At 64.8% G+C, this 26,308-nt stretch carries 20 protein-coding genes and 1 pseudogene; 15 read left to right on the top strand and 6 right to left on the bottom strand.

Translation table 11 applies throughout. The features are described 5' to 3' along the window. Positions 1–315: 315 nt before the first annotated feature. Positions 316–1,863, bottom strand: a complete 1,548-nt coding sequence (mctP, locus tag QQL24_RS28630) for a monocarboxylate uptake permease MctP (RefSeq protein WP_284315718.1) — start codon at positions 1,861–1,863, stop codon at positions 316–318. Further along, positions 1,863–2,030, bottom strand: coding sequence for a DUF3311 domain-containing protein (locus QQL24_RS28625; protein WP_284315717.1), 168 nt, complete (start codon positions 2,028–2,030; stop codon positions 1,863–1,865). Before QQL24_RS28625 ends, mctP begins: the two co-directional genes overlap by 1 nt. A 270-nt stretch (positions 2,031–2,300) precedes the next feature. Between QQL24_RS28625 and QQL24_RS28620 the strand changes: the two genes are divergently transcribed. Further along, positions 2,301–3,806, top strand: coding sequence for a multicopper oxidase family protein (locus tag QQL24_RS28620; protein ID WP_284315716.1), 1,506 nt, complete (start codon positions 2,301–2,303; stop codon positions 3,804–3,806). A 263-nt stretch (positions 3,807–4,069) separates the two neighbouring features. Here the strand turns inward: QQL24_RS28620 and hutC are convergent, their stop codons facing one another. After that, a complete protein-coding gene (gene hutC / locus QQL24_RS28615; RefSeq protein ID WP_284315715.1) occupies positions 4,070–4,807 on the bottom strand; it encodes a histidine utilization transcriptional repressor HutC in 738 nt (245 codons plus the stop codon). A 104-nt stretch (positions 4,808–4,911) separates the two neighbouring features. Between hutC and hutI the strand changes: the two genes are divergently transcribed. The 9 genes and pseudogenes from hutI (at position 4,912) to QQL24_RS28565 (ending at position 14,947) form a co-directional block, all read left to right on the top strand. Then, positions 4,912–6,135, top strand: a complete 1,224-nt coding sequence (gene hutI / locus QQL24_RS28610; protein ID WP_284315714.1) for an imidazolonepropionase — start codon at positions 4,912–4,914, stop codon at positions 6,133–6,135. After that, positions 6,132–7,676, top strand: coding sequence for a histidine ammonia-lyase (hutH, locus tag QQL24_RS28605; RefSeq protein WP_284315713.1), 1,545 nt, complete (start codon positions 6,132–6,134; stop codon positions 7,674–7,676). Before hutI ends, hutH begins: the two co-directional genes overlap by 4 nt. Further along, positions 7,673–8,500, top strand: a complete 828-nt coding sequence (gene hutG / locus QQL24_RS28600) for an N-formylglutamate deformylase (protein ID WP_284315712.1) — start codon at positions 7,673–7,675, stop codon at positions 8,498–8,500. The genes hutH and hutG overlap by 4 nt, the downstream gene beginning before the upstream one ends. Before the next feature lie 93 nt (positions 8,501–8,593). Beyond that, complete coding sequence (locus QQL24_RS28595) at positions 8,594–9,157, top strand: HutD/Ves family protein (protein WP_284315711.1); 564 nt, start codon at positions 8,594–8,596, stop codon at positions 9,155–9,157. 58 nt (positions 9,158–9,215) lie between these two features. Beyond that, a complete protein-coding gene (locus tag QQL24_RS28590; protein ID WP_284315710.1) occupies positions 9,216–10,034 on the top strand; it encodes a GntR family transcriptional regulator in 819 nt (272 codons plus the stop codon). A gap of 76 nt (positions 10,035–10,110) precedes the next feature. Further along, a pseudogene (locus tag QQL24_RS36755) lies at positions 10,111–11,677 on the top strand (putative N-acetylmannosamine-6-phosphate 2-epimerase). Next, positions 11,674–12,993 (top strand): ABC transporter substrate-binding protein, encoded by a 1,320-nt coding sequence (locus QQL24_RS28575; protein ID WP_284315707.1) that lies wholly within the window; start codon positions 11,674–11,676, stop codon positions 12,991–12,993. The pseudogene QQL24_RS36755 and the gene QQL24_RS28575 overlap by 4 nt, the downstream one beginning before the upstream one ends. A 263-nt stretch (positions 12,994–13,256) precedes the next feature. Continuing rightward, positions 13,257–14,120 (top strand): carbohydrate ABC transporter permease, encoded by an 864-nt coding sequence (locus tag QQL24_RS28570; RefSeq protein WP_284315706.1) that lies wholly within the window; start codon positions 13,257–13,259, stop codon positions 14,118–14,120. Between the two features lie 5 nt (positions 14,121–14,125). Then, positions 14,126–14,947 (top strand): carbohydrate ABC transporter permease, encoded by an 822-nt coding sequence (locus QQL24_RS28565; RefSeq protein ID WP_284315863.1) that lies wholly within the window; start codon positions 14,126–14,128, stop codon positions 14,945–14,947. Positions 14,948–15,038: 91 nt separating this feature from the next. On the opposite strand, the gene QQL24_RS28560 is transcribed toward QQL24_RS28565, so the two are convergent. The 3 genes from QQL24_RS28560 to QQL24_RS28550 form a co-directional block, all read right to left on the bottom strand. Further along, positions 15,039–15,173 carry an entericidin EcnAB gene (locus QQL24_RS28560; RefSeq protein ID WP_284315705.1) on the bottom strand — a complete coding sequence of 45 codons (135 nt, stop codon included), beginning with the start codon at positions 15,171–15,173 and terminating at the stop codon, positions 15,039–15,041. Between the two features lie 150 nt (positions 15,174–15,323). Beyond that, entirely contained in the window at positions 15,324–16,655 is a 1,332-nt protein-coding gene (locus QQL24_RS28555) for an NAD(P)/FAD-dependent oxidoreductase (protein WP_431310770.1), read from the bottom strand. A 117-nt stretch (positions 16,656–16,772) separates the two neighbouring features. Then, positions 16,773–17,111, bottom strand: a complete 339-nt coding sequence (locus QQL24_RS28550) for a hypothetical protein (protein WP_284315703.1) — start codon at positions 17,109–17,111, stop codon at positions 16,773–16,775. A gap of 180 nt (positions 17,112–17,291) precedes the next feature. Between QQL24_RS28550 and QQL24_RS28545 the strand changes: the two genes are divergently transcribed. The 5 genes from QQL24_RS28545 (at position 17,292) to QQL24_RS28525 (ending at position 26,063) form a co-directional block, all read left to right on the top strand. Then, the gene (locus tag QQL24_RS28545; RefSeq protein WP_284315702.1) at positions 17,292–18,566 is read left to right on the top strand and encodes a hemolysin family protein; all 1,275 of its coding nucleotides are present in this window, start codon (positions 17,292–17,294) and stop codon (positions 18,564–18,566) included. Between the two features lie 233 nt (positions 18,567–18,799). Continuing rightward, complete coding sequence (locus tag QQL24_RS28540; protein WP_284315701.1) at positions 18,800–20,011, top strand: trans-sulfuration enzyme family protein; 1,212 nt, start codon at positions 18,800–18,802, stop codon at positions 20,009–20,011. Then, positions 20,008–20,613 carry a peptide deformylase gene (locus tag QQL24_RS28535; RefSeq protein ID WP_284315700.1) on the top strand — a complete coding sequence of 202 codons (606 nt, stop codon included), beginning with the start codon at positions 20,008–20,010 and terminating at the stop codon, positions 20,611–20,613. The genes QQL24_RS28540 and QQL24_RS28535 overlap by 4 nt, the downstream gene beginning before the upstream one ends. Before the next feature lie 331 nt (positions 20,614–20,944). After that, positions 20,945–24,556 carry a S8 family serine peptidase gene (locus QQL24_RS28530; protein WP_284315699.1) on the top strand — a complete coding sequence of 1,204 codons (3,612 nt, stop codon included), beginning with the start codon at positions 20,945–20,947 and terminating at the stop codon, positions 24,554–24,556. 1 nt (position 24,557) lies between these two features. Then, positions 24,558–26,063, top strand: a complete 1,506-nt coding sequence (locus tag QQL24_RS28525) for an MBL fold metallo-hydrolase (RefSeq protein ID WP_284315698.1) — start codon at positions 24,558–24,560, stop codon at positions 26,061–26,063. Positions 26,064–26,308: the final 245 nt, after the last annotated feature.

Raw genomic sequence — 26,308 nt, 5'->3', positions numbered from 1 at the left:
TCCGAAGGGTAGAAAGGGACAAACTGGGAGGGAATGGTCCGACAAACTAGACCCGCCAGAGGGCATCCTACAACCCATTGCTTGTTCACATTGCCGACAAAAGCGGCACCATCGCATCGGTGGATTGTATTGAACGATATTCGATCAGAATGGCGCGCGGCGTCATTCCGGGCGACTGTATCCTCACAAGCGGAGCTTGTGAGGATACGCTCCAGCCGGAATGACGATGCGCCTCCATCTGAAAGGGCAACGCTCCAACTTCCACAATGCAAAGGGCCCGGCGCAAGCACCGGGCCCCTTCGTTATAAGACCGCCTCAGCGAACGGCGGCAGCGTCCTCATAGTCGGAAGCCTCGGTTTCGTCCGATGCCGTGGAACCGAGCACCATGGTCAGCACGACCGACACGACGAAATTGAGCACCACCGCGACCAGGCCGATATAGAAGGTGGTGCCATAGATCGACACAGCAGGCGTGAGGGCGGTCGGCCCCCAGGACAGATAGCTGCCCACCAGCATGCCCACGGCCCAGCCGATCAGCAAGGCCCAGCCATTGAACCAGCGCGTATAGAGGCCGGCGACGACAGCAGGGAAGATCTGGATCATCCAGACGCCGCCGAGCAATTGCAGGTCGAGCGCGAACTGCGTCGGCAGCCAGATGATGACGACGAGGGCGCCGACCTTGACGATCAGCGACATCAGCTTGGCGAGGTAGGATTCCTTCTCGGGCGAGATATCCGGCTCGATGAAGGGCTTCCAGACATTGCGGGTGAAGGTGTTGGCCGCACCGATCGACATCACCGCCGCCGGCACCAGGGCGCCGATGGCGATGGCGGCGAAGCAGAAGCCGGCGAACCAGTCCGGGAACATCTTCAAGACGAGAAGCGGCACAGCCTGCTGCGGATCGGCCGTCTGGATCCCTGCGGCAAGCGCCATCACGCCGAGCAGGGCGATCAGGCCCAGCACCAGCGAATAGGCCGGCAGCGTCACCGCATTGCGGCGGATCACATCGGGGCTCGAGGCCGAGAGGGTGCCGGTCATCGCGTGCGGATACATGAACAGCGCCATGGCCGAGCCGACCGAGAGCGAGATGAACATCCAGATCTGCGACGGTGCGAGGGTCAGGCCGATCGCCGGCGCCGGCTTGCCGGCGGCAACTGCCGTGGCGATCTTGGCATCGTAGGCCGTCTTGGCGGCATCGAAGACCGCGCCATAGCCGCCGAGTTTGGCCGGAATCACGATCACCGCCGCGATGACGAAGATGTAGATCATGATGTCCTTGACGAAGGCGATCATGGCCGGCGCACGCAGGCCGCTCTTATAGGTGTAGAGCGCCAGGATGATGAAGGCGATGGTCAGCGGGGCATGCGAAGCCATGCCTTCGGCCTTGAAGCCGAGAGCGCCGATCACCTTCTCCATGCCCACCAGCTGAAGCGCGATATAGGGCATGGTGGCCAGGATACCGGTGAACGCCACCGCCAGTTCGAGCCAACGATTGCCGTAGCGCCCGGCGATGAAGTCAGCGCCAGTGAGATAGTGGTTCCGGTGCGTGACGTTCCACAGCTTCGGCATGATCAGGAAGACCAGCGGATAGATCAGGATCGTGTAGGGGACGGCGAAGAAGCCATAGGCGCCGAGGGCGTACATCACGCCGGGCACGGCGATCACCGTATAGGCGGTGTAGAGGTCGCCGCCCAGCAGGAACCAGGTGATCCAGGCGCCGAAGCGACGCCCGCCCAGGCCCCATTCATGCAATTGGCTGAGATCCCCCGATTTCCAGCGCGCCGCCACGAAACCGATGATGGTCACCACCGCGAAGAAGAAAACGAAGACTGCTGCTGCCGTCCAGTTCAAATTGTCGAACATCAGCGTTCCACCTTCCAGGCGAGGTAGACGAACAGCGATGAGATCGGCACCAGTGCGAGCAGATACAAATAGAAGAATGGCAGGCCGAACAGCACGGGATCGATGCTGTTGTAAAGCGGCGTCAGAAGTGCCAGCACGCATGGCACCAGCAAGAGAATATATTTCATCGCGTTTCCCCCGGAACCCTTGATACGGCCATGGCCGAATCCCGCTCGTCGTGAAGCGTGGACGAAGGTTGTTATTCCCTTCGTCAGGGGCCATGTCCAGAGGCGATATCACATTTGCAGCAAGGGCTTGCCCGCCTGGCCGGCATGGCCCGCCTTCCCTCGCCCGTCCTGCAATGTTCACTTGACCTTGCCATGATGGGAAGGTGCAACGTCACGGGAATCAAAGCGGGAGACCGCATCGGCAAGGTGCAAGGCAGGAGCATGCAGGGAATGAACCGGCGCAGTTTTCTTCTGGCGGGAGCGGCGATGCTGTCCCTGTTGCGGCCCGTCGCCGCGCAGCAGCCTGATCACTCCATGCACGCCATGCCGGGCATGGACATGGGCGGCGGCGACCAAACGCTCACCGCGGCGCCGGCACTTCCCGAAGGTGCGCCTCTGCGCGAGCTGCCGCGTCTCGCCAGCCGCTCGCAGCAAGCGGGTGTGTTCGAGGCCGAGCTCACGGCCGCACCGGCCAGCACCAGCTTCGTGCCTGGTCTGGAGACGCCAATCCTCGCCTATAACGGCATCACCCCTGGGCCGGTGATCGAGGTCTTCGAGGGCGACCGCGTCAGCATCACCTTCCGCAACCGCCTGCCCGACCAGGAGAGCACCATCCATTGGCATGGCCTGCCCGTGCCCGCCGACCAGGACGGCAATCCGGTGAGCCCGGTCCTGCCGGACGCCGAGCAGACCTATAGCTTCGAGCCGCCGAAGGGCAGCGCCGGAACCTATTGGTATCATCCTCATCCACACGGCAAGACCGCCAGCCAAGTCTATCGTGGCCTGGCCGGCGCCTTCCTGGTCAAGGCAAAAGACGATCCTATTCCCGCCAGCTATGGCGACACGCTCTTCGTCTTTACGGATCTCCGCCTTGCCGCCGACGGCACCCTGCCTGAGAGCACCATGGCGGACCTGATGAATGGGCGTGTCGGCGACCATGTGCTGGTCAACGGGCAGAAGAATCCCGTGCTCACCGTGGCGGTGGGCGAATTTCGACGCTTCCGCTTGCTGAACGCCACCAATGCCCGCTTCCTGCGCCTGTCGCTTGCCGGCGCCAGCCTCACGCTGATCGGCTCCGACGGCGGCCTGCTGGAAACGCCCGTCGCCGATGCCGACGAACTCTTCCTCGCGCCGGCGGAACGGCTGGAGATCGTCGCCCGTTTCGACAAGCCGGGTACCATGAGCCTGCGCACCCTCGGTTACGACCGCGGCTGGATGGGTCCGAACCGGCCCGAGGAGGCCGGCAAGGATCTTCTGACCGTTCGGGTCTCCGAGGACCGAGGCCCCTCGCAGCCTCCCCTGCCCGGCCGTCTCCGGCCCATCCCCGACCTCGGCCCGCCGGCCGTCACCCGGCGCTTCGTCTTCACCGAGACGATGTCGATGGGCGCCGGTGGCATGGAAATGGGCTTCCTGATCAACGGCGCCGCCTTCCACATGAACCGTGTCGACGTCGTCTCGAAGGCAGGGCAGGTCGAGCTCTGGGAGATCGCCAACCAGGCCGACATGGACCATCCCTTCCACCTGCATGGCACCCAGTTCCAGATCGTCGAGCGGGAGAGCGAGGGTAAGGTGACCAAGCCCGCCTTCCGGGCGCTCAAGGATACCGTCAATGTCCGGCGCGGCGAAACGGTGCGCATCCTGCTGCGCCAGGACCTGCCGGGCCCGCGCATGTATCACTGCCACATCCTCGAACATGAGGATCTCGGCATGATGGGGCTGGTGAATGTGGAGGCGTGAGCGATTGTTGATGATGGCGCCTGAAGTCCGCGCTGACTTCGAAGGGCGAGGCGCGACCTAGTCCTTCCCCGACTGCGGGGAAGGTGGCATTTCGAAGAAATGACGGAAGGGGGAGAGTGGCGCGACATTGCCTATTTTTTGGATAGGTAGACGCCACCCTACCCCTTCGGACCTCGCTGCGCTCGTCCCGGCGCACACTTGTGTGCGCGACTTCCCCAACAGTCGGGGAAGGATTAGGTCGCGCCTCTGTCCGCACGTTCTCCCTATGACGGCGAGAAGCGCGCCACCAGTTGATGCCGCTCGCCCGGATAGGTGAAGCGCACGGCCGTCACCATCGGCTCGCCCCGCCAGGTCTGGCGTTCCACCACCAGGCAGGCCGCGCCGGCGTCGAGGGCCAGCAGCGAGGCCGCCTCTCCGCGGGCGCCCACCGCCTTGATGTGATGCTCGGCCACCGTCCAGGGCACATGGCTGAGCAGCCAGACGCCCGGTGGCTCTGTGGCGAAATCGGCCTGCTCGGCCTGCGGCACCGCCTCCAGGTTGATCAGGCGTTCCTCCAGGCAGAAGGGCGCATCGCCGGCAAAATGACGGCTGGTCAGGGACAGGAACGACGTATCGGCATCGAGATTGAGGTGCAGGATTTCCGCCGGCTTCGCCTTGCGGCGACGCCGCACCAGGAGCTCGTAGCGATAAGGCAGGCCGAGCGCCTGCACCTCCGCCTCGATGCCGTGGATGGCGAGCACCGCCGCCTCGCTGCGCGGCTGCACCACGAAGCTGCCGGCCTTGCGCCGCCGCTCGATCAGGCCGGCCGCGGCAAGCTGGGTCAGCACCTTGTTCACCGTCATGCGCGAGCAGCCATAGATCTCGGTCAGCTCGGTCTCGAAGGGAATGCGATGGCCGGGTGGCCACTCGCCGGAGACGATGCGGTTTTCGAGCTCGCCCAGAATGCGTTGATGCAGGGTCTGGGGTCTTGCCTGTCCGCCCTCGTCTTGCGCCACGCTCATGGTGTAGCCTCCCCTCGCCGAGCGTTAAACTCCCATCTTCAGGCTTGCACGTCAACAAATATGTCTATACATGATCTCCCAACTTCATCAGGGCGGAGAGGACGATGTCGGAAGGCAGCGAAGGGCTTCATCTGTGGCGCAATGCGCGCCTTGCCACCCTGGCCGAGGGTACGCCCGGCCTCGGTATCGTCGAGAAGGGCGTGATTGCGGCCCGGGATGGCCGTATCCTCTTCGCCGGCCCCGAAAGTGAGCTTCCCACCGAGATCAGCAAGGCAGAATCCACCGATTGCCAGGGCCGCTGGATCACGCCCGGCCTGATCGACTGCCACACCCATCTCGTCTTCGGCGGCGACCGCGCCCGCGAATTCGAGCTTCGTCTCGAGGGCGCCAGCTATGAGGAGATCGCTCGGGCGGGCGGCGGCATCGTCTCCACCGTCAGCGCCACGCGCGCCGCCAGCGAGGACGAGCTGGTCGCCAGCGCCCTGCCCCGCCTCGACCACCTGATCGGTGAAGGCGTTACCACTGTCGAGGTCAAGTCGGGCTACGGCCTGGATACGAAGACCGAATGCGCCATGCTGCGCGCGGCCCGCAGGCTCGGCCACGAGCGCAAGGTCGGCGTCAACACCACCTTCCTCGGTGCCCATGCCCTGCCGGTCGAGGCCAAGGGCGACAAGGATGCTTATATCGATCTCGTCTGCCGGGAGATGCTGCCCGCCGTGATCGCCGAGAAGCTCGCCGATGCGGTCGACGGCTTCTGCGAGGGCATCGCCTTCTCGCCCGACCAGATCCGGCGCGTCTTCGATTTGGCCAAACAGGCAGGCCTGCCCTTAAAGCTGCATGCCGACCAGCTCTCCAACCTGCACGGCGCCAGGCTTGCGGCCGAATATGGTGCGCTCTCGGTCGACCATCTCGAATATACCGATGAGGACGGTGCCGCCGCCATGAGCGCCGCCGGCACCGTGGCCGTGATCCTGCCGGGCGCCTATTATTTCATCCGCGAGACCAAGCAGCCGCCGATAGCGGCCTTCCGTGCCCACCAGGTGCCGATGGCCATCGCCACCGACTGCAATCCCGGCTCCTCGCCGCTGACCTCGCCGCTGCTCACCATGAACATGGCGGCGACGCTCTTCCGCATGACGGTGGACGAATGCATCGCCGGCTTCACCCGCAATGCCGCCAAGGCGCTCGGCAAGCTCGGCGAGATCGGCACGCTCGAGGCCGGCAAGTCCTGCGATCTCGCCATCTGGGACATCGAGCGCCCGGCCGAGCTCGTCTACCGGCTTGGTTTCAATCCCCTGCATCAACGTATCTGGAGAGGCCAGTCATGAACCCCGTTTTGCTGCGTCCGGGCAAGGTTTCGCTTGCGACCTGGCGCGCCATCTACCAGGGCGCGCCCGTCACGCTGGACGAGGGCTGCCGCCCGCAGGTCGAGGCGAGCGCTCAGGCCGTTGCCGCCATCATCGCCAAGGGCGAGCCGGTCTATGGCATCAACACCGGCTTCGGCAAGCTTGCGAGCGTGCGCATCGAGAATGCGGACCTCGCCATCCTCCAGCGCAATATCGTGCTCTCCCATGCCGCCGGTGTCGGCGAGCCGTTGCCCGCCGATGTCGTGCGCCTGATCATGGCGCTGAAGCTCGGCAGCCTGACGCAGGGCGCGTCCGGCGTGCAATGGTCGACGGTCGAGGCTCTGCGCGGCTGCCTCGCCAAGGATCTGGTGCCGGTCATTCCGGGCCAGGGTTCGGTTGGCGCCTCGGGCGATCTCGCACCCCTATCCCATATGACGGCGGCGCTGATGGGCGTCGGCGAGTTCTTTGTCGCCGGCAAGCGCGTCCCGGCCGCCGAAGCACTGGCTCAGGCCGGCCTGCAGCCGCTGGTGCTCGGCCCCAAGGAAGGTCTCGCCCTTCTCAACGGCACGCAGGTATCCACCGCCCTCGCCCTTGCCGGCCTGTTCCTGGCCGAACGTGTCTTCCAGGGCGCGCTGGTGACCGGTGCCCTGTCCACCGACGCCGCCAGGGGCTCGGACGGCCCCTTCGATCGCCGCATCCATGCCGTGCGCGGCCATCGCGGCCAGGCCGAGGTTGCCGACACGCTGCGCGAGCTGATGGCCGGCAGCGCCATCCGCGCCTCCCATCTCGTCGGGGACGAGCGCGTGCAGGACCCCTATTGCCTGCGCTGCCAGCCCCAGGTGATGGGCGCCTGCCTCACCCTGCTGCGCCAGGCGGCCGACACGCTGGCGATCGAGGCCAATGGCGTCACCGACAATCCGCTCGTCTTCACCGACACGGGCGAGGTGATCTCGGGCGGCAATTTCCACGCCGAGCCGGTGGCCTTCGCCGCCGACATGATCGCCATGGCGCTGTGCGAGATCGGCTCGATCAGCGAGCGGCGCATCGCCATGCTGGTCGATCCTGCTCTGTCGGGCATGCCGGCCTTCCTGACGCCCAAGCCCGGCCTCAACTCCGGCTTCATGATTCCGCAGGTCACGGCCGCCGCCCTCGTCTCCGAGAACAAGCAGCGCGCTTATCCCGCCAGCGTCGATTCGATTCCGACCTCGGCCAACCAGGAAGACCATGTCTCCATGGCCGCCCACGGCGCCCGCCGCCTCCTGGAGATGAGCCGCAACACAGCCAATGTCATCGGCATCGAATATCTCGCCGCCGCACAGGGCTGCGACTTCCACGCCCCGCTCGCCTCCAGCGATGCGCTGGAGCGCGTGCGCGCCACGCTGCGGGCCCGGGTGCCGCATCTGACCGACGACCGGCATTTTGCGCCCGATATCGAGGCCGCCACTGCCCTGATCTGGAGCGGTGCCGCCCAGGCCGCCGCCGGCGCGACGATGCTGGCCCATGTGGTGGAGGATGCGGCATGAGCAGGCCCGACTGGCTCGAGATACGGCAGGGCCAGGCTCCGCTGATCGTCAGCATCCCGCATACGGGCACCGAGATCCCGGCCGAGATCGAGGCGAAGCTGGTCTCGCCCTGGCTCGCCCGCAAGGACACCGACTGGTGGATCGAGACCCTCTACGATTTCGCCGCCGCGCTCGACGCCACCATCGTACGCACCGCGATCTCGCGCACGGTCATCGACGTCAACCGCGATCCCTCCGGCGTCTCGCTCTATCCCGGCCAGGCAACGACGGAACTCTGCCCCAGCACCAGCTTCGACGGCGAGCCGCTCTACAAGGATGGCGGCACGCCTGACAAGGACGAGATCGCGCAGCGCCGGGCCACCTGGTTCGATCCCTACCATCAGGCTCTCGCCGACGAGATCGCACGGCTGAAGGGCCGTCATCCCACCCTCGCCGTCTATGACTGCCACTCGATCCGCTCGGTCATCCCGCGCCTGTTCGAGGGCACGCTGCCGCAATTCAACATCGGCACCAACAGCGGCGGGAGCTGCCATCCGACGCTCGCCGGCACGATTGAGGCGCTCTGCACCGCCAGCGGCCGCGAGACGGTGATGAACGGGCGCTTCAAGGGCGGCTACATCACCCGCAGCCTGGGACAGCCGGACAAGGGCGTGCATGCCGTGCAGATGGAGCTCGCCTGCCGCAGCTATATCGAGGAGCCGCTGGGTGAGGTCTCGGAGGCCAATTGGCCGGTGCCCTTTGACGCCGCCTATGCCCAGCCGATCCGCGAGACTCTGGGCAGCATCCTGAATGCGTGTCTCATTTTTGCGAGGGCAACGCGGTAATCCGGTGTGCCGGTCTTCAGACCGGCATTCTATCCTCCACCGTTGGTGGTTCCATGCCGGTCTGAAGACCGGCACACCATTTCGGAGCCCTCCATGAAGCTGATCCGCTTCGCCGACCTCACGCCCAAGCCCTGGAAGAATGGCGGCGGCACCACCACCGAGATCGCCGTCTCGCCGGAGGGCGCCGGCTTCGACGATTTCGACTGGCGCCTCTCCGTGGCCGATGTCGCCAGCGACGGCCCGTTCTCGCTCTTCCCCGCTATCGACCGCACGCTGACCCTGATCGAGGGCAAGGGCCTGGTCATGGCGATTGATGGACGCGAGCCGGTGCCGCTCACCCCCGCCTCCGCGCCGCTCTCCTTTCCCGGCGATGTCCCCGTGACCGCGACGCTGATCGACGGCCCCATCCGCGACTTCAATGTGATGACGCGCCGCGGGCGGTTCAGCCACACCGTGACCAAGCACGATCTCAAGGCAGGAACGGCCGAGGTGAAGGACGGCTCGCTCACTATTCTGCTGTCGCTCGGCGGTGGAACGCTCGATATCGATGGCGCCGTGATGGATATGGCTCTCGGCGATGTCGTCTTCCTCGACAAGGCCGTCACTCTGGCCGGGACACATAAGATATTGATCGCGCGGCTGAGCCGTATACCCTGATCGGGAATGATCGCCGCCCCTGCCGGGCGGCGGGTGAAGAGCCCGTCCGGTGCGTTGAATGACCCTGCCCAGTGCCGATCCGCGGTTGCCGCGAGAAGCCGATACGTCGCGGCCCGCCGAGGTCGGCCGGCTGATCGATTATCTGCTGCTCAAGGGCCGGCTGGACGTTGAAAGCCCGACGGCCCTCTATCGCCGCCTGCAGGAGGCGCTACGCAGCGCCATCCACGAGGGCGTCGTGTCGGCCGGCGCCATGATCCCGGGCGAGCGGGAGCTGGCCCAGAGGCTGAATCTGTCGCGCGTGACCGTCCGCAACGCCCTGAAGGGGCTGGTGGACGAGCGGCTGATGATCCAGCGCCACGGCGCGCGCACCAGTGTGGCTGAGCGCCTGGAAAAGCCGATCTCGATCTTCACCAGCTTCTCTGAGGACATGGCAGCGCGCGGGCGCAAGCCGGGCGCGAAATGGCTGCTCGCCGAGACCCGCCCCGCCGATGCCGCCGAGGCGGCGGCGCTCGGCCTTCCCACCGGCACTGCAGTCTGCCGCCTGCACCGGCTACGCACGGCTGACGCTGTCCCGATGGCCATCGAGCATACCATCATTCCCACCGAATTCCTGCCCAGCACCGAGCTCGTCGGCAATTCGCTCTACGAGACGCTGCGCGAAAGAGGCTGCATGCCGACGCGGGCCCTGCAGCGGCTGCGCTCCGATATCGCCTCGCCGGAGGAAGCCGCGCTGCTGCAGGTCGCCTCCGGCGCGCCGATTCTGGAGATGGAACGGCGCTGCAGCCTCGACAATGGCCGGGTGGTCGAGTTCACCTGCAGCCGCTACCGGGGCGATGCCTATCAATTCATGATCGAGCTGGTCCGCCCTTCTCTCTAAGGTAAGTGGTATTAAACTGGTTGCATCGCTGTTCCCAGCATGGCAGGCTTGGCCTGTCGATAGGTGGGAGACTGGCGTGGCCTCAGCGGTTGAAAGAACCCTTGGCGGGCTGATCGTCTCCTGCCAGCCCGTGGTCGGCGGCCCCATGGACCGCCTCGACATCATCATCGGCTTTGCCCTCGCGGCAGAAGCCGGCGGCGCGGCGGGGCTGCGGATCGAAGGTGTCGCCAATGTGCGCGGCGTGCGCGCGGTGACCCAGTTGCCGATCATCGGCATCGTGAAGCGGGCCGAGCCGGATACGCCCGTCATCATCACCGCGCGGCTGGAGGATGTAAGGGCGCTGGCCGATGCCGGAGCCGACATCATCGCCTTCGACGCCACCGACAGGCCTCGCCCAATCCCCGTGGCGGATCTCGCGGGGGCCGTGCGCCAGGTCGGCAGGCAAGTCATGGCCGATTGCGCCAACCTGGCCGATGCGCAGGCCGCCGCGGCTCTCGGCATCGATGTGATCGGCACCACCCTCTCCGGCTATACGGGCGGTCCGATCCCTGCGAGGCCCGATCTCGATTTCGTTCGCCACAGCGCGAGGCTCGGACGGCCTGTCTTCGCGGAAGGACGCTATTACACTGTCGAGGATGTGAGGGCGGCCCGTCTTGCGGGTGCCGATGCCGTTGTCGTCGGCTCGGCGATCACGCGGCCCGAACATATCACGAGCTGGTTTGCCGAGGCGGTGCGCCTGCCCGCCTCCGCCGATCCCCTGCAGGGTTGAGGGAACAGCCATGCCCGACTTGCCTGTCCTCGCGATCGATATTGGCGGCACCAAGACGCTGGTCGCCCTGGTCGAGGGTGCAAAAGTGCTGGGGCGGCGGCGTATCGAGACCGACAGGGCGGCTGGCGCCGAAGCCTGGCTCGATGCCCTCGCCGGCGTTGCCGCCGAATGGGAAGGCCGCTTCACCCTGGCCGGCGCCGCCGTCACGGGCCGGATCACGGAGGGGCGCTGGTCGGCGGTCAATCCGGCAGTCCTGCCGGTTCCCGACCGCTTTCCGCTGGTCGAGGCCTTGCAGGAGCGCCTTGCCGTGCCTGTCATCGCAGCCAACGACGCACAGGCGGCCGCCTGGGGCGAATATCGCTTTGGCGCAGGACAAGGCCTCGATCTCGTCTTCATGACCGTTTCCACCGGTCTCGGCGGCGGCCTCGTCCTTGGCGGGCGCCTCCTCACCGGACGCAGCGGACTGGCCGGCCATATCGGCCAGGTCCTGGCTGATCCCTGCGAGGGCAGCCAGCGGCTGGAGGATATCGTCTCCGGCTCGGCCCTCGCTCGGATCGGCGATCCCCGGAACATCATCGCGGCGGCCGCGCGCGGCGATACCGGTGCCGAGGAACAGATTCAGGCTGTCGCGGTGCCGCTCCTGCGCGCCATGCGCTCGCTGCAATTGCTGCTCGATCCCGACTATTTCGTGGTCGGCGGCGGCCTTGGCCTGGCCGAAGGCTTCATCGCGCGCCTGCGCAGGCTCGCCCATGACATCGAACCAGACTATCGCCCCGACATCCGTGCCGCTGCGCTCGGCGCCGAAGCGGGGCTGATCGGCATCGCCGATCTCGCCAGAACCCAAAGAACAAGCGCAACAGAGGTGGATCGATGAACAGATTGAAAGCTGCATTCGCCGGCGCCGTGGCGCTTTTCGCTCTCGGGACCACACAGGCCCTCGCCGAGGTCACCGTGCTCGGCTGGCCCGGTGGGCCGGAGGAAACCGCCCTGCGCGCCGTCGCCAAGATCTACAACGACCAGGCCGGCATCAAGGACGACGACAAGGTCAAGCTCATCTTCTTCAACCGCGAGGGCTTCTGGGACAAGCTGCAGGCGGATCTCGCCGCCGGCTCGAGCGAGTTCGACCTCAATCTCGTCGCCACCTATTCGCTGGGCAAATATGCCCCTTTCCTGGAGCCGATCGACCTGCCGGCGGATGCCAGCAAGACCTTCGGCGACAAGGTGCTCAAGACCATGCAGTATGAGGGCAAGCAATATGGCGTGCCGACCGACCTCTCGCTGCATTTCATGTATGTCCGCAAGGACCTGATGGCCAAGCTTCTCAGCGACGACGACTGGAAGAAGACCTATGGCGAGATCTCCCAGAAATATCTCGGCAAGGCCATGCAGCCGGTCGCCGACGACGACTGGACCTGGGACGACTATGCCGCCACCGCCCTGTTCTTCACCAAGAGCATCAACAAGGAGAGCCCTACGCGTTACGGCACCGTACTGCAGATGAAGAACCTGCTCTTCAACATGATGGTGTTCGGCAGCCTCGCCCACTCCTATGGCGCGGACTGGGAGGATTCCTCCGGCAAGATCACCGTGGATTCGCCCGCCTACCGCACCAGCCTCGAGCTCTACAAGAAGCTCTATGACGCCGGCGCCACGCCCAAGGATTCGCTCTCCTACGAGTTCGCGGAGGCCAATGCCGCCTTCGGCGCTGGCCAGGCGGCCACCATGCTGCAATGGAATGCCGCCGCCGCCGATCTCGACAATCCCGGCAAGACACCCGCGGTGGCCGGCAAGTTCGACACGATCGCGCCGCCCAAGGGTCCGCAGGGCCGCACGACCCACATCCACGGCCTCGGCTTTGGCCTCAACAAGGCTTCGACCCATAAGGATGGCGCCACCAAATTCCTGACCTGGCTCGCCAGCGCCGACGCCATCAAGGCCTATGCCGATGCCGGCGGCTCGCCCGCCATGGACAAGAGCCTGACGGCGCAACTGCCCAAGCGCCCCGATCTGGTGAAGCTCGGCGACTTTGCCGGCCAATACGGCTTCGTGATGACGGGCGGCACCTCGGCCAATGCCCTGCAGGTCTACGAAGCGCAGGCCAAGTTCTTTACCGGCTACTGGGCCGGCACCACCGACCTCGACGCCGCCCTGAAGGACACGACGGCGAAGATGCAGGAGTTGCTGAAATAGAGCGAGACATCGGCAGCCGCAGACGACCTCGGCGTCGACCTGTCATCCCCGTCCTCACTGCTCACGAGCGCAGCGAAAGAGAGAGCGACAGGAAGGGGATCCAGGGGCCCAAAGGTTGTGGCCTTCAGCCCCTGGATCCCCTTCCCAAGACTTCGGCCTTGCCGGGGATGACAGGCTCTCCCTCGTCAGTGCATCACTTGTCAGGGCGGCCAGTCTTACTCAAAGCTCGCAAGGTCTCCCTTCCCACCACAGGACCAGCGCATATGGCCCTCGGTCGCACCAGCACGCCCTATCTCCTGATCACGCCGATGACGGTGTTCCTGGTGCTGCTGGTGGGCATCCCGCTCGTCATCGACCTCATCTATTCGGTCTCTCAGGTGACCTTCGAAAACCTGCGCGCACCCACATTGCAAGGTCTCGGCAATTTCCTCACCGTGCTCGAGGACAGTTCCTTCTGGCGCGCGCTCGGCTTCTCGCTGAAATTCGCCGTCTTCGCCTCGCTCGCCCAGATCCTGCTCGGCCTGTTCCTGGCGATCTTCCTGGCGCCGCTGCTGGCCAAGCGGCCCTGGCTGATGGCGCTGCTGATGCTGCCGATGATGCTGGCGCCGGCCCTGGTCGGCCTGATGTACCGGCTGGTGCTGCAGGAATTCATAGGGGTGCTGCCCTATTATTTCGAACTCTTCACCGGCGACAGCCCTGCCTTCCTCGACCCCGATCATGCCTTCACCACCTTGGTGACCATCGAAGTCCTGCAATGGACGCCCTTCGCCCTCCTGATCCTCTATTCGGCCTATCAGGCCGTCCCGCTCGACATCCGCGAGGCGGCGGCGATCGACGGCGCAGGCCCTTTCAGACGGCTCCAGCAGATCGACCTGCCCTTCATGGCGCCGACCATTGCCATCACCTTCTTCTTCCGATTCATCGATAGCTTCCGCGTCTTCGACAACATCTATGTGCTGACCGGCAGTGGCTCGGGCGGCAGCACCACCACGATCAGCATCTACATCTACGAGGCGTTCTTCCGCGGCAACAACATCGGCGTGGCCGTCGCCGCCTCGCTTCTCCTGCTGCTGATCTCCTTCCTCGTCCTCATCGCTCTGCTCAAGCTGGCGGAGCGGCGGGCATGAAGATTATCCTCGCGGCCCTGCGCTGGGCGGTGTTCGTCATCGCCGCCTTCGCCCTCAACTTCCCGCTGATCTCGACGCTGATCACCTCGTTCAAGAGCGATGGCGAGATCGCCGAGAATCCCTCGCTGATCATCGAAGCGCCTACCCTTGAAAACTTCCGCAAGGTCTTCGCCATCGCCGACCGCTTCGACATCACGCATTACCTGATCAACAGCGTGATCGCCGCAACGCTCGGCTCGGTGCTCGCCATCGCCCTCGCCTTCCCGGCAGCCTATGCCATCATCCGCTTCGGCGTCGGCCGGCGCTGGCTGTTGCCCGCCGTCACAAATCTGCGCGCCATCCCCCTGATCATATTCGGGATCCCGATCTACCTGATCTACCAGCGCCTCTCTCTGCTCGACACCCGCTTCGGCCTGTCGCTGATCCTGTGCCTGGTCAACCTGCCGCTGGTGCTGGTGCTGCTCGCCAATGCCGTGCGAGACCTGCCGCAGGAGATCGAGGAGGCAGCGCGAGTCGACGGCGCCGGGACGGTTCCTTTGCTGCGCTACATCGTGCTGCCGCTTTCGACGCCGGTGATCGCCTCCTCGCTGATTCTCGCCTTCATCTATTCCTGGAACGAGTTCCTGTTCGGTCTGATGCTGACGACGCAGAACGCGGTGCCAATCACCGTCGGCGCCTCCTTCTTCTTCGCGGCGAGCGGCGGGGGCGTGCAATGGGGCACGGCGGCGGCCGTGATGATCCTGAGCATCCTGCCGCCGCTGCTGCTCAGCCTGTTCGCCTATCGCTATATCGGCCGTTCGCTCACGGCCGGCGCCGTGAAGGGATGAATGGTTTCGACTGGCAGGAAAAAAGCGCCGGCGGCCTGCGCCACCGGCGCTCTTTCAGTATCCCGCCGCGGCGGGACGCTCGATGGCGTTCTTACTCGACAGCCTTCTTCACGGCATGGCCGGTGGCCTTCACGTCCTTGCTGACACCGGTGACCGTATTGGCGCAGGAGGTCAGAGCGAGAGCCGAAACAACCAGAGCGACGACGGCGAGAGCGGATTTGCGCATGAAATCAATCCCCGAATAGAGAATGCCGGAATTGGCAACGACACGATAGTCTTAAGCCATATCTGCAGTTCTTGGCACCACAAATCTTTCATATTTCCCAAGGGAAGTATCTGGTAGTACTTATCTGGATGACAGAACCGCCACGGCGGATCAGAATCCAGCCTCCACTGTAACCTTCGATCCGTCGCTGAAACGCGAGAAGCGGAACGGCGCGGGATCGACGATGGGGGTATCGCCAGCCACCAGATCCGCCATCAGCCGGCCGGCGCCCGGGCCGAGGCCGAAGCCATGGCCGGAAAAGCCGGTGGCGATGAAGAAGCCCGGCAGCGCGGCGACATTGGAGATCACCGGCACGGCATCCGGCGTCACGTCGATGAGCCCGCCCCAGCGCTGCGCCTCCACCACGCCGGCAAAGGCGGGATGGGCCTTGCGCAGATTGGCCATCGCCTGATCGAGCAGTCGGTTGTCGGGTACTGGATCGAGCACGCGGATCTGCTCGAAAGGCGTCACCTCGTCCGCCTTCCAGCGGCGCTTCCAGCGCATCTCGGTGAGGAATTGCTGGCCGAGATGCAGGCGGATGCCCCTCCACTCCTTGCGCAGCGCCGGCAGGAAGGCGCCGAACAGGCGGAAACTGTCCGGCGTGATCTCCGCCGTCGAGAGGCCCCCATGGGCCACGGTGTAGCCGCCATCGGCGCGCTTGCGGAAGGCGAAGTCGGAACCTGCCGCCGAGCTTTCCGGGCCGCCTTCCAGCGGCTTTGTGCGCAGCACGGAGCCAAGCACCTTGAGTTGGGGCAGATCGAAGCCGAGATTGCCGGCGAAGAACCGCGACCAGGAACCGCCGGCCAGCACCACGGCGTCGCAGGCGATCCGCCCTTTCTCAGTGACGACCCCGCTCACCCTGCCGGCCGCGGTCTCGACGGAGCGTGCGGCGCACTCCGTCATCACGGTTCCGCCAAGCGACTGCAGAGCGCGGGCGATGGCGGGTGCCGCGACCGCCGGCTCGGCCCGCGCATCGGTCCTGGTGTAGAGCGCCCCGGCAACCTTGCGCGCGAGGCCCGGCAGCACGTCCTGCACTTCCTTGGCCGTGATCAGGCGCGAGCCGATCTGATGCTGCCGGGCGTGTTCGAGCCAGGGCTCGTAGCCCTGCATCTCAGCCTCGGTCTCGCACAGATAGACGATGCCGCATTTGCGGAAGCCGAGGTCCTGCCCGGCCACCTGGTCCAGACCGCTCCAGATACGCAGGCTCTCCTGGATCAGCGGGATCTCGCGGCTATCGCGGCCCATGGCGCGGCACCAGCCCCAATTGCGGCTGGACTGCTCGCCGCCGATGCGGCCTTTCTCGCACAGCACGACCGAATGCCCCTTGCGCAGAAGCGCTAGCGCCGTACTGACGCCGACGATACCGCCGCCGATGACGACGACATCGGCGCGGGGAGGCAGGGCGGGTGAGGAGGAAACGGGATCGACAGGGGGAGACATCAGCACTCTGCGTCAAGAGAACATTCCGCTCAGCGGAATGAGCCCACTATAGGGGCATTGCCTCCAGCGGCAATCTGTCCCTGTACTAACATTGATCTTTCACTATAAAGGCGAAACGCTTCAGCGGCCCAGCTGGGCGGCATAGCCCTTGTAGTCAGAGACGACCTGATCGCTCCGCGCCTTATCCTGCTGCGCTGTGCATTGGGACATGGCAGGCGTATCGGGCTGAAGTCCCTTGGCCTTGCATGTGGCGACATCATTGGCGGCCCTGACCCTGGTGAGAGCGGCTCGCACACACAATGTCTGCGGCGATGGCTTGCCGAAAACGGCCGTGTTGGACTGACTGGTGCACTCCGCCTGAGCCTGGTCCCTCTCGCGCCTGATCTGTGCTTCCGAAAAACTGCAACCTGCCAAGCCAAGGCCCAGAAGGCAGGCTGCTACCACGACACGCTTCATCATCGCTGCTACTTTCCGTCTCTCACTCTCGTTGAAGCATGACTTCCGGGAAAGGACAACCAGCGGCTTCCTTACACTCCCGGTTGTGCGAGCCCCCTATCCTTGCCGACAAGATCTCTCTATGTTCGCCTGCTCTGAAGCGGCCTGACATTTGTCGCGGGCCCGCGACCCCAGCAAGGCACCTTGTTCCTCGACATCGCCATCATCGTCCTCCTGACGCTCCTCAACGGCGTCCTCGCCATGTCGGAACTCGCCATCGTCTCCTCTCGCCCAGCCAGGCTTCGCGTCATGGCGGACCGCGGCAAGCGCGGCGCCGCAGTCGCCCTGGAACTGCTAGAGAATTCCGGCCGCTTCCTCTCCACGGTGCAGATCGGCATCACACTGGTGGGTGTGCTCTCGGGCGCCTTCTCCGGCGCCACGCTCGGCACCCGCCTGGCCGGCTGGCTGCGCGAACAGGGCGTTGCCCCCAATCTCGCCGATACCCTCGGCGTCGGCATCGTGGTGGTGCTGATCACCTATCTGTCGCTGATCATCGGCGAATTGGTGCCCAAGCAGATCGCCTTGCGCGATTCCGAGGGCATCGCGGCACGGGTCGCCCCCTCGATGAAGCTCCTCTCGAAATGCTCGGCCCCATTGGTCTGGCTGCTCGATGCCTCCGGCCGTCTCGTCCTCACCTTGCTGGGCCAGCGTGGCAAGACCGACGAGTCGGTGACGGAAGAAGAAGTACGCACTATTCTGGCCGAAGCCGAGAACGCCGGCGTGCTCGAGCGAGCCGAGAAGGACATGATCTCCGGCGTGATGCGCCTGGGTGACCGCAGCGCCCGTTCGTTGATGACGCCGCGGCGCGAAGTCGAGGTGATCGACCTTTCCGATTCCTCCAAGGCCATCATGGCGCGGCTGCGCGCCACCCGGAACACCCGCCTGCCCGTGCAGGACGGCGAGGACGACAACATCATCGGCATTGTCACCGTCAAGGAACTGTTCCAGACCCAGCTCGATGGCCGGGCGCTGAATGTGCGCGAGCATGTTCAGGCCGCGCCCATCGTGATGGACACCACCGAAGCGCTCAGCGTGCTGCAGGCGCTGCGTTCCTCGAAGGCCCATATGTCGCTGGTTTTCGACGAATACGGCCATTTTGAAGGCATCATCACCGCCAATGACGTGCTGGAAGCCATCACCGGCGCCTTCCAGGACGATGAGGGCGACGAGCCGGCCATCACCATGCGCTCGGACGGCTCCTACCTGGTGGCGGGCTGGATGCAGGCGGACGAGCTCGCGGAGGCTTTGGCGATGCCGATCGAGCGCGGCAATTACGAGACGGCCGCCGGCTTCATCCTGGCCGAGCTCAACCATCTGCCGCACACCGGCGAGAGCTTCGTTCGCGATGGCTGGAAATTCGAGGTGGTGGACCTCGACGGCAGGCGCATCGACAAGATCCTGGTGTCCAAGGCGGCCTGAGGGGGAGTGTCGATCCCGTCACTTCGGCATGGCCGAAGGGGCTGAGATCGACATCTTCCTTTTCCGCACGCGTATCGTTTCCGAGATTGTCGATCGGTGATCGACACTCCAAGCTTGGCGCTTCACTTTACAAGATCAGAGTACAAAGCCACCGGTTGACGACTCCGTTGCGGGCGGACGATCCTCGCTGAAAGCGGGCCGCTCCCCGCCCCGCCGATCCAGCCAGGACGACCATGCAACGCAAATCCAACCGACGGCAAGGCCCTTCCACCCGCGCCATCCACCTCGGCTATGATCCCGCCACCGCGAACGGCGCTTTGACGCCACCGGTCTACATGACCTCCACCTATGCCTTCGAAAGCGTGGAACAGGGCACCGAGATCTTCGAGGGGAAGCGCGAGGGTTATATTTACGGGCGCACCAAGAACCCGACGCAGGGCCTGCTCGAAGAGCGCGTCGCCGATCTCGAAGGCGCCGAGGCCGGCCTGGTCGTCTCCTCCGGCATGGGTGCAATCAGCGCCACGCTCTGGACGTTGCTCAAGGCTGGCGACCGTGTCGTCGCCGACAAGATCCTCTATGGCAACACCTTCGCTTTGCTCACAAAGGGCTTGACCAAATTCGGCGTGAGCGTCGAGCTGGTGGACTTCGGCGATCTCCAGGCGGTCGCCAGGGCTGCGGCCGGTGCACGGGTGGTCTATTTCGAGACGCCCGCCAATCCCAATCTGCGCGTGATCGATATCGCCGCCGTCACCGGTATCGCCCGGCGCGCCGGCGCCCTTTCCATCGTCGACAACACCTTCGCCACCCCGATCCTGCAGCGCCCGCTCGAACTCGGCGCCGATCTCGTGGTCCATTCCGCCACCAAATATCTCGGCGGCCACGGCGATCTTCTCGCCGGCGTGGTGGTCGGCAAGGCCGCCGATATCCACGCGATCCGCATGAACGGCCTGCGCTACCTCACCGGCGCCGCGGTCTCGCCGCTCACCGCCTTCCTGGTGCTGCGCGGCCTCAAGACGCTGGAGCTGCGCGTCCTGCAGCACTCGCGCTCGGCACTGGCCATCGCCGAGCTGCTGGCCGAGCATCCCGGCATCGCCTCGCTGTCCTATCCCGGCCTGCCGGGCTCGCCCGGCCACGCGGTTGCCAAGGGCCAGATGTCGGCGGGCGGCGGCCTGATCGCTTTCGAACTCAAGGGCGGCTATCAGGCGGGCGTCGCCTTCATGAACGCCCTCGAGATCGCCAGCCGCGCCGTCAGCCTCGGCGATGCCGAGACACTGGTGCAGCATCCCGCCAGCATGACCCATGCTGCCTATGGCGCGGAGGAACGCCTGCGCCACGGCATTTCCGACAGCCTGATCCGCCTGTCTGTCGGCCTCGAAAACATCGAGGACCTCATTGACGATATCGAGGCGGCTCTCAGCGCCGTCCCCAGCGAGGTAGCACGATGACAACCTTGCCCATCGTGCTGATCGGCGATCCCGTTCTGCGCCGGCGCGCGGCAGAGGTGCCGCCGGAGACGATCGCCTCGCCTGAGATCCAGACGCTGATCGACCAGATGATCGAAACGATGCGGGCGGCTCCCGGCGTCGGCCTCGCGGCGCCGCAGGTCGGCGAGCCCAAGCGCATCATCATCGTCGAGGACCCGCCGCTGGCGATCGAACGGCTTAACGAGGTGCAGCGCGATGAACGCCAGCGCGCCAGCGCCTTTCCGTTGCAAGTGTTCATCAACCCCCGCATCCGGCCGGCCGAGGGAAGCGCGAAGACGATCTTTCCCGAAGGCTGCCTCAGCATCCCCGGTTATGCCGGGCTGGTGGAACGCGCTCTCGACATCGAGATCGCCTGGCTCGACCGGCACGGCGTCTTCCACGACTGGACGCCCGTGCATGGCTGGCCCGCCCGCATCATCCAGCACGAAATGGATCATCTCGATGGCATCCTCTATACCGACAAGCTGCTGCCACGCTCGCTCATGACGGATGACAACATGAAACGGCAGACGGACGGGCGCTCGGTCTCGGCCTTGATCGCGGAATTGGCCGGCGAAGGATAAGAGGCACCACGCAGGGCGGACCTTGCTCGACTGTCCGACTTTTCTCGAATTCGGTCCCGCCTCATCCGATGTGCTTTCCGGCAACCATCCCGACTCGCGCAGGAGCAGATGAAATCACGGCTGTTTCACGCCGGGCGTGAAACGTTACTAGCCAAGTTCTGGAACGCCCTCTCTCGCATATAACAAGAGGCGTCCCCTTTCGAACCTTGCTCTTCTTCCTTCGTCAGTCGCAAGGCCCGGGCTCGCGTGGCAGTGCCGCGACATGGGCGCTTGCTTGTGCTGAAACCATGTCGCCGCACGGCTGCTCATCAAACAGCGAGGGAACATGTCGGTGAACGATGAACCGCAACGCTTCCTGGTGAAGATCCGTGGTGGCGTCACGCCCCGCAACCTGAAGCTCACCGGCCGCGGGCAAGGCTTTTCGGCCGCCAATGTCACGATTTCCACCGAGCCCTTGTTTCGGAGCATCGGCTCAACCAACGCAGCTCCCGGCCGCGGACTGGCGTCGGCCTCGGGAGACGGGACTTGGCATCTTGCCACGGTGAATGGCGATCTTGCCGCATCCAATCCCTGGGAGGCCTGCCATACGCTCGTTGCCCAGAATCCGACCGTGATCTTCGCCGAGCCCGATCTCGAGCAATATTGGCCGACGGATGAGACGCCGCAGCCCGGCAAGGCCATGGCGGCGCGGAGCGGCAGCACCCCCGATCCGCAGGATATCGGCAATGGCTATGCCGGCGACGCCAATGACAATTACTGGTTCCGCCGAGCCGACCATGGTCAGTTCGACGATGCGTTAGCCGCAACCGGCGACCCCGGCGACGGCAAGAGGGTGCGCATTGCCCATCTCGATACCGGCTTCGACCCCCAACACGACAGCGTGCCGCGCTTCGTGCGCCTCGATCTCCAGCACAATTTCGTCGACGCCGACAAGCCCACGGATGCCACCGATAGATCGGACGGCCTGTTCAACAATTTCAGCCATGGCTGCGGAACGCTGAGCATTCTCGCCGGCAAGGCGACCGGTGCCGACCTGTTCAAGCCCTTCGGCTGCGCACCCAATGCCGAGGTCGTGCCGGTGCGCGTCGCCAATCGTGTCGTGCTGTTCGCCAACAGCTCGATCGCCCAGGGGTTCGACTATGTCCACCATCTCAGCACGCAGGGCAACGCACCCATCCACGTGGTGACCATGAGCATGGGCGGTATTCCCTCCCAGGCTTGGGTGGATGCAATCAATGCGCTCTATGAAGCGGGTGTGGTCGTGGTCACCGCCGCCGGCAACAACTACGCCAACCTGCCGACGCATCTAATCGTCTATCCCGCGCGCTTTGACCGGGTCATCGCAGCCTGCGGCGTGATGGCGAACGGCCGTCCCTACGCAAACCTGCCGTTCCGGCGCATGGCGGGCAATTACGGGCCCAGCGACAAGTTGCCGACTTCGATCGCGGCCTATACCCCCAACACCCCTTGGGCTCGTTTCGGCGCACCGACAATGGCCGACTTTGACGGCAACGGCACGTCGGCTGCCACGCCACAGGTCGCGGCCACGGCCGCGCTATGGATCCAGAAGCATCGTGATGACTATGACAAATATCCAGAGCTCTGGATGAGGGTGGAAGCGGTCCGCAAGGCGCTGTTCGATTCTGCCAAGCCGGGAGATAATACGGATACCGAGGAATTTGGCCGCGGCCAGTTGCGCGCGGCCGATGCCCTCAAGCAGATGCCCGCCGCTGCAGGCGTGCTGATCAAGACGGCGCCCGACACTGTCAGTCTTGCGCTGCTCCGGCTCCTCTTCCCGGGTGTGGGGCTTGCCGCGGATGGCGCGCAGGATACCAACGCCATGCTGGCTCTGGAGGCCCTCCAGGTGGCGATGTCAACCGGCATTGAAACCCATGTCGACCTCGGGAGCGACAACGGCAAACAGCGGCTGATCGATGCCCTCCTCACCCGCAAGGAGATCTCGCCTCAGCTGCGGCAAGCGCTTCAGGCCCAAGGCGGCAAGGCGGTCGCCGTTGTGCCGGCAACGGCCCAATCGCCGAGCGCGCCATCGGTGGCCGAGCATATGGTGGAGGAGCTCTTCCTGCATCTGGCCAAGCACCCGCCCGTCCCCGAGCCGGCCTATCGGCGCCTGCGCATCTATGCCTATGATCCCGGACAGCAGACAAGGCCCGATATTTTCGATGTCAGCGTCGCCACGGTCGCCGTGCCATGGGAGACAGATCTCAAGCCTGGTCCGGTCGGCGAGTATGTCGAGGTGGTGGACATCGATCCCGCCTCCAGGATGTGCTACGCACCTGTCAATCTCAACCATCCCTCCGTTCTGGCGCAGAACGGCCTCGCTCCCTCCGAGTCCGATCCGCTCTTCCACCAGCAGATGGCCTATGCGGTGGCGATGCGCACCATCGGCTGCTTCGAGCTGGCGCTCGGGCGGCGAGCGCTGTGGGCCAAGCGGCAGCCGCGCGACAAGCAGGGCAATGTTCAGAAAACGGAATATGTCCAGCGCCTGCGTATCTATCCGCACGCTCTGCGTGAGGCCAATGCCTATTACAATCCGGAGAAAGTCGCCCTGCTGTTCGGCTATTTCCGCGCCAGTGCCACGGCCGGCTCGGTCACCTCGGGGGCCGGTATCTTCGCGGTAACCTCGCATGACATCATCGCACATGAGACCACCCATGCGCTGCTCGATGGCATCCATCCGCGCTATTCCGAAGCCACCAATATCGACATGCCGGCCTTTCACGAGGGCTTCGCCGATATCGTCGCCCTGTTCCAGCATTTCTCCATGCCGGAATCCCTGATACGGCAGATCCGAGCCTCGTCGGGCAAGCTCGATCTGGCGCTGGCAGAACTCGCACGTCAATTCGGCGAGGCCACCGGCCTTCACGGCGCCTTGCGGCGCTTCGTCGGCCAGGCAGGCCAGGATATCGTGAAGCTCGACGACGACATGACGGAGCCTCATGAGCGCGGCGCCGTCCTGGTCTCCGCCGTTTTCGCGGCCTTCATGACGATCTACCGGGCGCGGTCGGCTGACTTGATCCGCCTCGCCACCAACGGCTCTGGAATCCTGCCGGCCGGCGAAATCTCCTACGACCTTGCGGGTCGGCTGGCCGCCGAGGCGAGCAAGACGGCCCAGCAACTGCTCAATATGTGCATCCGCGCGTTGGATTATTGCCCGCCCGTCAACCTCGATTTCGGCGACTATCTGCGCGCCCTCATCACTGCCGACCGCGACATGGTGAAGGATGACAGCCGAGGCTACCGCGTCGCCTTCATCGACGCCTTCAGGGAGCGCGCCATCATCCCTTACAATGTGCGCCATCTCGCCGAGGACAGCCTGGTCTGGGAACCCCCGACCATGACGGCGAAGCAGTTGCGAACCTTCGCGGCGTTGGTGCCACGGCTGCGCTTGAGCTGGAACCTCAATTTCGATCGCGAATCGGCTTTCAACACCTCCGAGACCAATCGCCTACGTGTGCATCGCTGGCTGACACATGACGATCGCCAGGAAATCCGGGACATTCTCGGCTTCGTCGCGCCTAAGAAGTCCACGTCGATCAAGCTGGGTGACGCGGCAGGGACAGTGCTCAAAGGCGAGATCCGCCCGATCGAGGTACATTCCGTCCGGCCGTCTCGGCGCAATGCACCCGACGGTACCAGCAAGGCCTTTCTCGCCATCGAGATCACCCAGACCTTCCGTGCCGAGCCCAATCAGGAACGCTATCGCGGCGGCTGCACGCTGCTTTTCGACCTCGCCGACAACGAGCTCAATTATGTCATTCGCAAGCGGCTGTTCGCCGAAGGCTCGGTACGAGACCAGGCGCAGGCCAACCTGACCGCAATCGTCCGCGCGGCCGAATATGGGCAGGTCTATTACAGTCCGCTGGATCCGGCCCGAAGGGCAAATGCCTTCGCCATGATTCATCGCTGCGGTGGAGGGCACTGACATGGCGAAGAAACCGGCATCGAAACCTTCGTCGTCGAAGGCGGATAAGGCCGCAAAGGCCAAGGCCACCCCGAGCCAGGATATGCCGGCAGCGGCTTCCGTCGCTGGCGCGCCTGGCCCACGGGGCTTCGTGCGCGTCTACCGCCAGGGGCTCGGTGACTGCATTCTGGTGCGCCTCAAGCGTAAGGGGCAGGCCGACTTCAAGCTGATGATCGATTGTGGTGTTGTGCTGGGCACCCCTGAACCGACCAAGCCAATGAAACGCGTCGTCGGCGACATAGTAAAGGTGACTGAAAACGCCGTCGACATCCTTGCCATCACGCACGAACATTGGGATCACCTGTCGGGCTTCATCCAGGCCAAGGATGACTTCAAGCCCCTGAAGGCTGGCGAAGTCTGGGTGGCCTGGACCGAGGACGAAAAGGATCCCTTGGCCACGAAGCTGAAAAGCGAGCTCGGAAATGCGGAGAAGGCCCTCGCCGCCAGCGCCAAGGCGCTCCGGGGCATGGGCCAGGGTGACACCGCCGACCTGCTGCACGATCTCGCCGCCACGACATTCGGCATGGGAGCCGCAGGCGGAGCCAGCACCAAGGACGCCTTCGATATCGCCAAGAAGATGGCCGGTCCCAAGCCGCCGCGTTACTGCCTGCCGAATGATGCTCCCTTTCAAATCCCCGGCCTCAATGCCCGGATCTATGTGCTCGGTCCTCCGCATGATGAAAAGCTGATCCGCAAGATCAACCCGACGAAGAGCGCCCCCGAGACCTATGCACTCGCGCTCGATGGCGGCGGCGCCATACCGTCTGGGCTGGTCGCCGCTCTCCGCCTCCAGGAAAAGCCCGACAATGGCACCCTCCCCCACAGGAGCGATTCCCTACCGCTCAACCTCGGCAAGTTGAGCTGGTCCGACGACGGCGCACCCTTTCACAAACGGGTTTCCCTGCCGCTTGACATCGGCAAGACGCGCGATTTCTTCCGGGAGCATTATTACGATCAGGACGACTGGCGCCGCATCGACGGCGATTGGCTCGGGCCGGCCGCCGAACTCGCGCTCGCCTTGCAGAGCTACACCAACAACACGAGCCTGGTGCTGGCGATCGAGCTCGGCGATCCCGGCAAGGGCGATGTCCTGCTCTTCGCCGCCGACGCACAGGTCGGCAACTGGGAGTCCTGGCAAGCGCTCAAATGGCCTGGCGCCGATCCTGGGGTCACTGGGCCCGATCTCCTCGGCCGCACGATCTTCTACAAGGTCGGCCATCACGGCAGTCACAACGCCACCATGAGAGAGCATGGCCTGGAGATGATGACAGCGCTGAGGGCCGCGGTGATTCCCGTCGACGAGGCCATGGCCATCAAGAAACGCTGGGGCCACATGCCGCTCGGTGCCATCGTCGACGCGCTCACGAAAAAGGTGCCCGAGGGCTATTTCCTGCGCACCGACAAAACTCCGAACAAGCCCGGTGAGGGCGTGGTCGTCAGCCCGGATTATGTCGAGGTGTCGTTCTGAGTTGATCCGGCAGGCGCAGGCGGACGGCGAACCGGCCTGCCTCGCCAATGAACTGGTCTGGATGTACTGGAACAATCACGGCCCGATCAGTCTCTGGTCATCCCACTGTCCTGAAGGGCCGCTCGCCTCGCCTTGTCGCGCCTGATTTCCACGCTCCCCCACTGACGTCCGGACCAAGGCCCGCTACGATGAGCTGACCTCTTGTACCAGCGGCTCGGAGGTGATCGGTGCCATTGCATTTTCAA

This window comes from Labrys miyagiensis (assembly GCF_030160835.1).
Lineage (GTDB): Bacteria > Pseudomonadota > Alphaproteobacteria > Rhizobiales > Labraceae > Labrys > Labrys miyagiensis.
The sequence above is the reverse complement of the archived record's forward strand: the minus strand, read 5'-3'. Positions and strand labels throughout refer to the sequence as shown.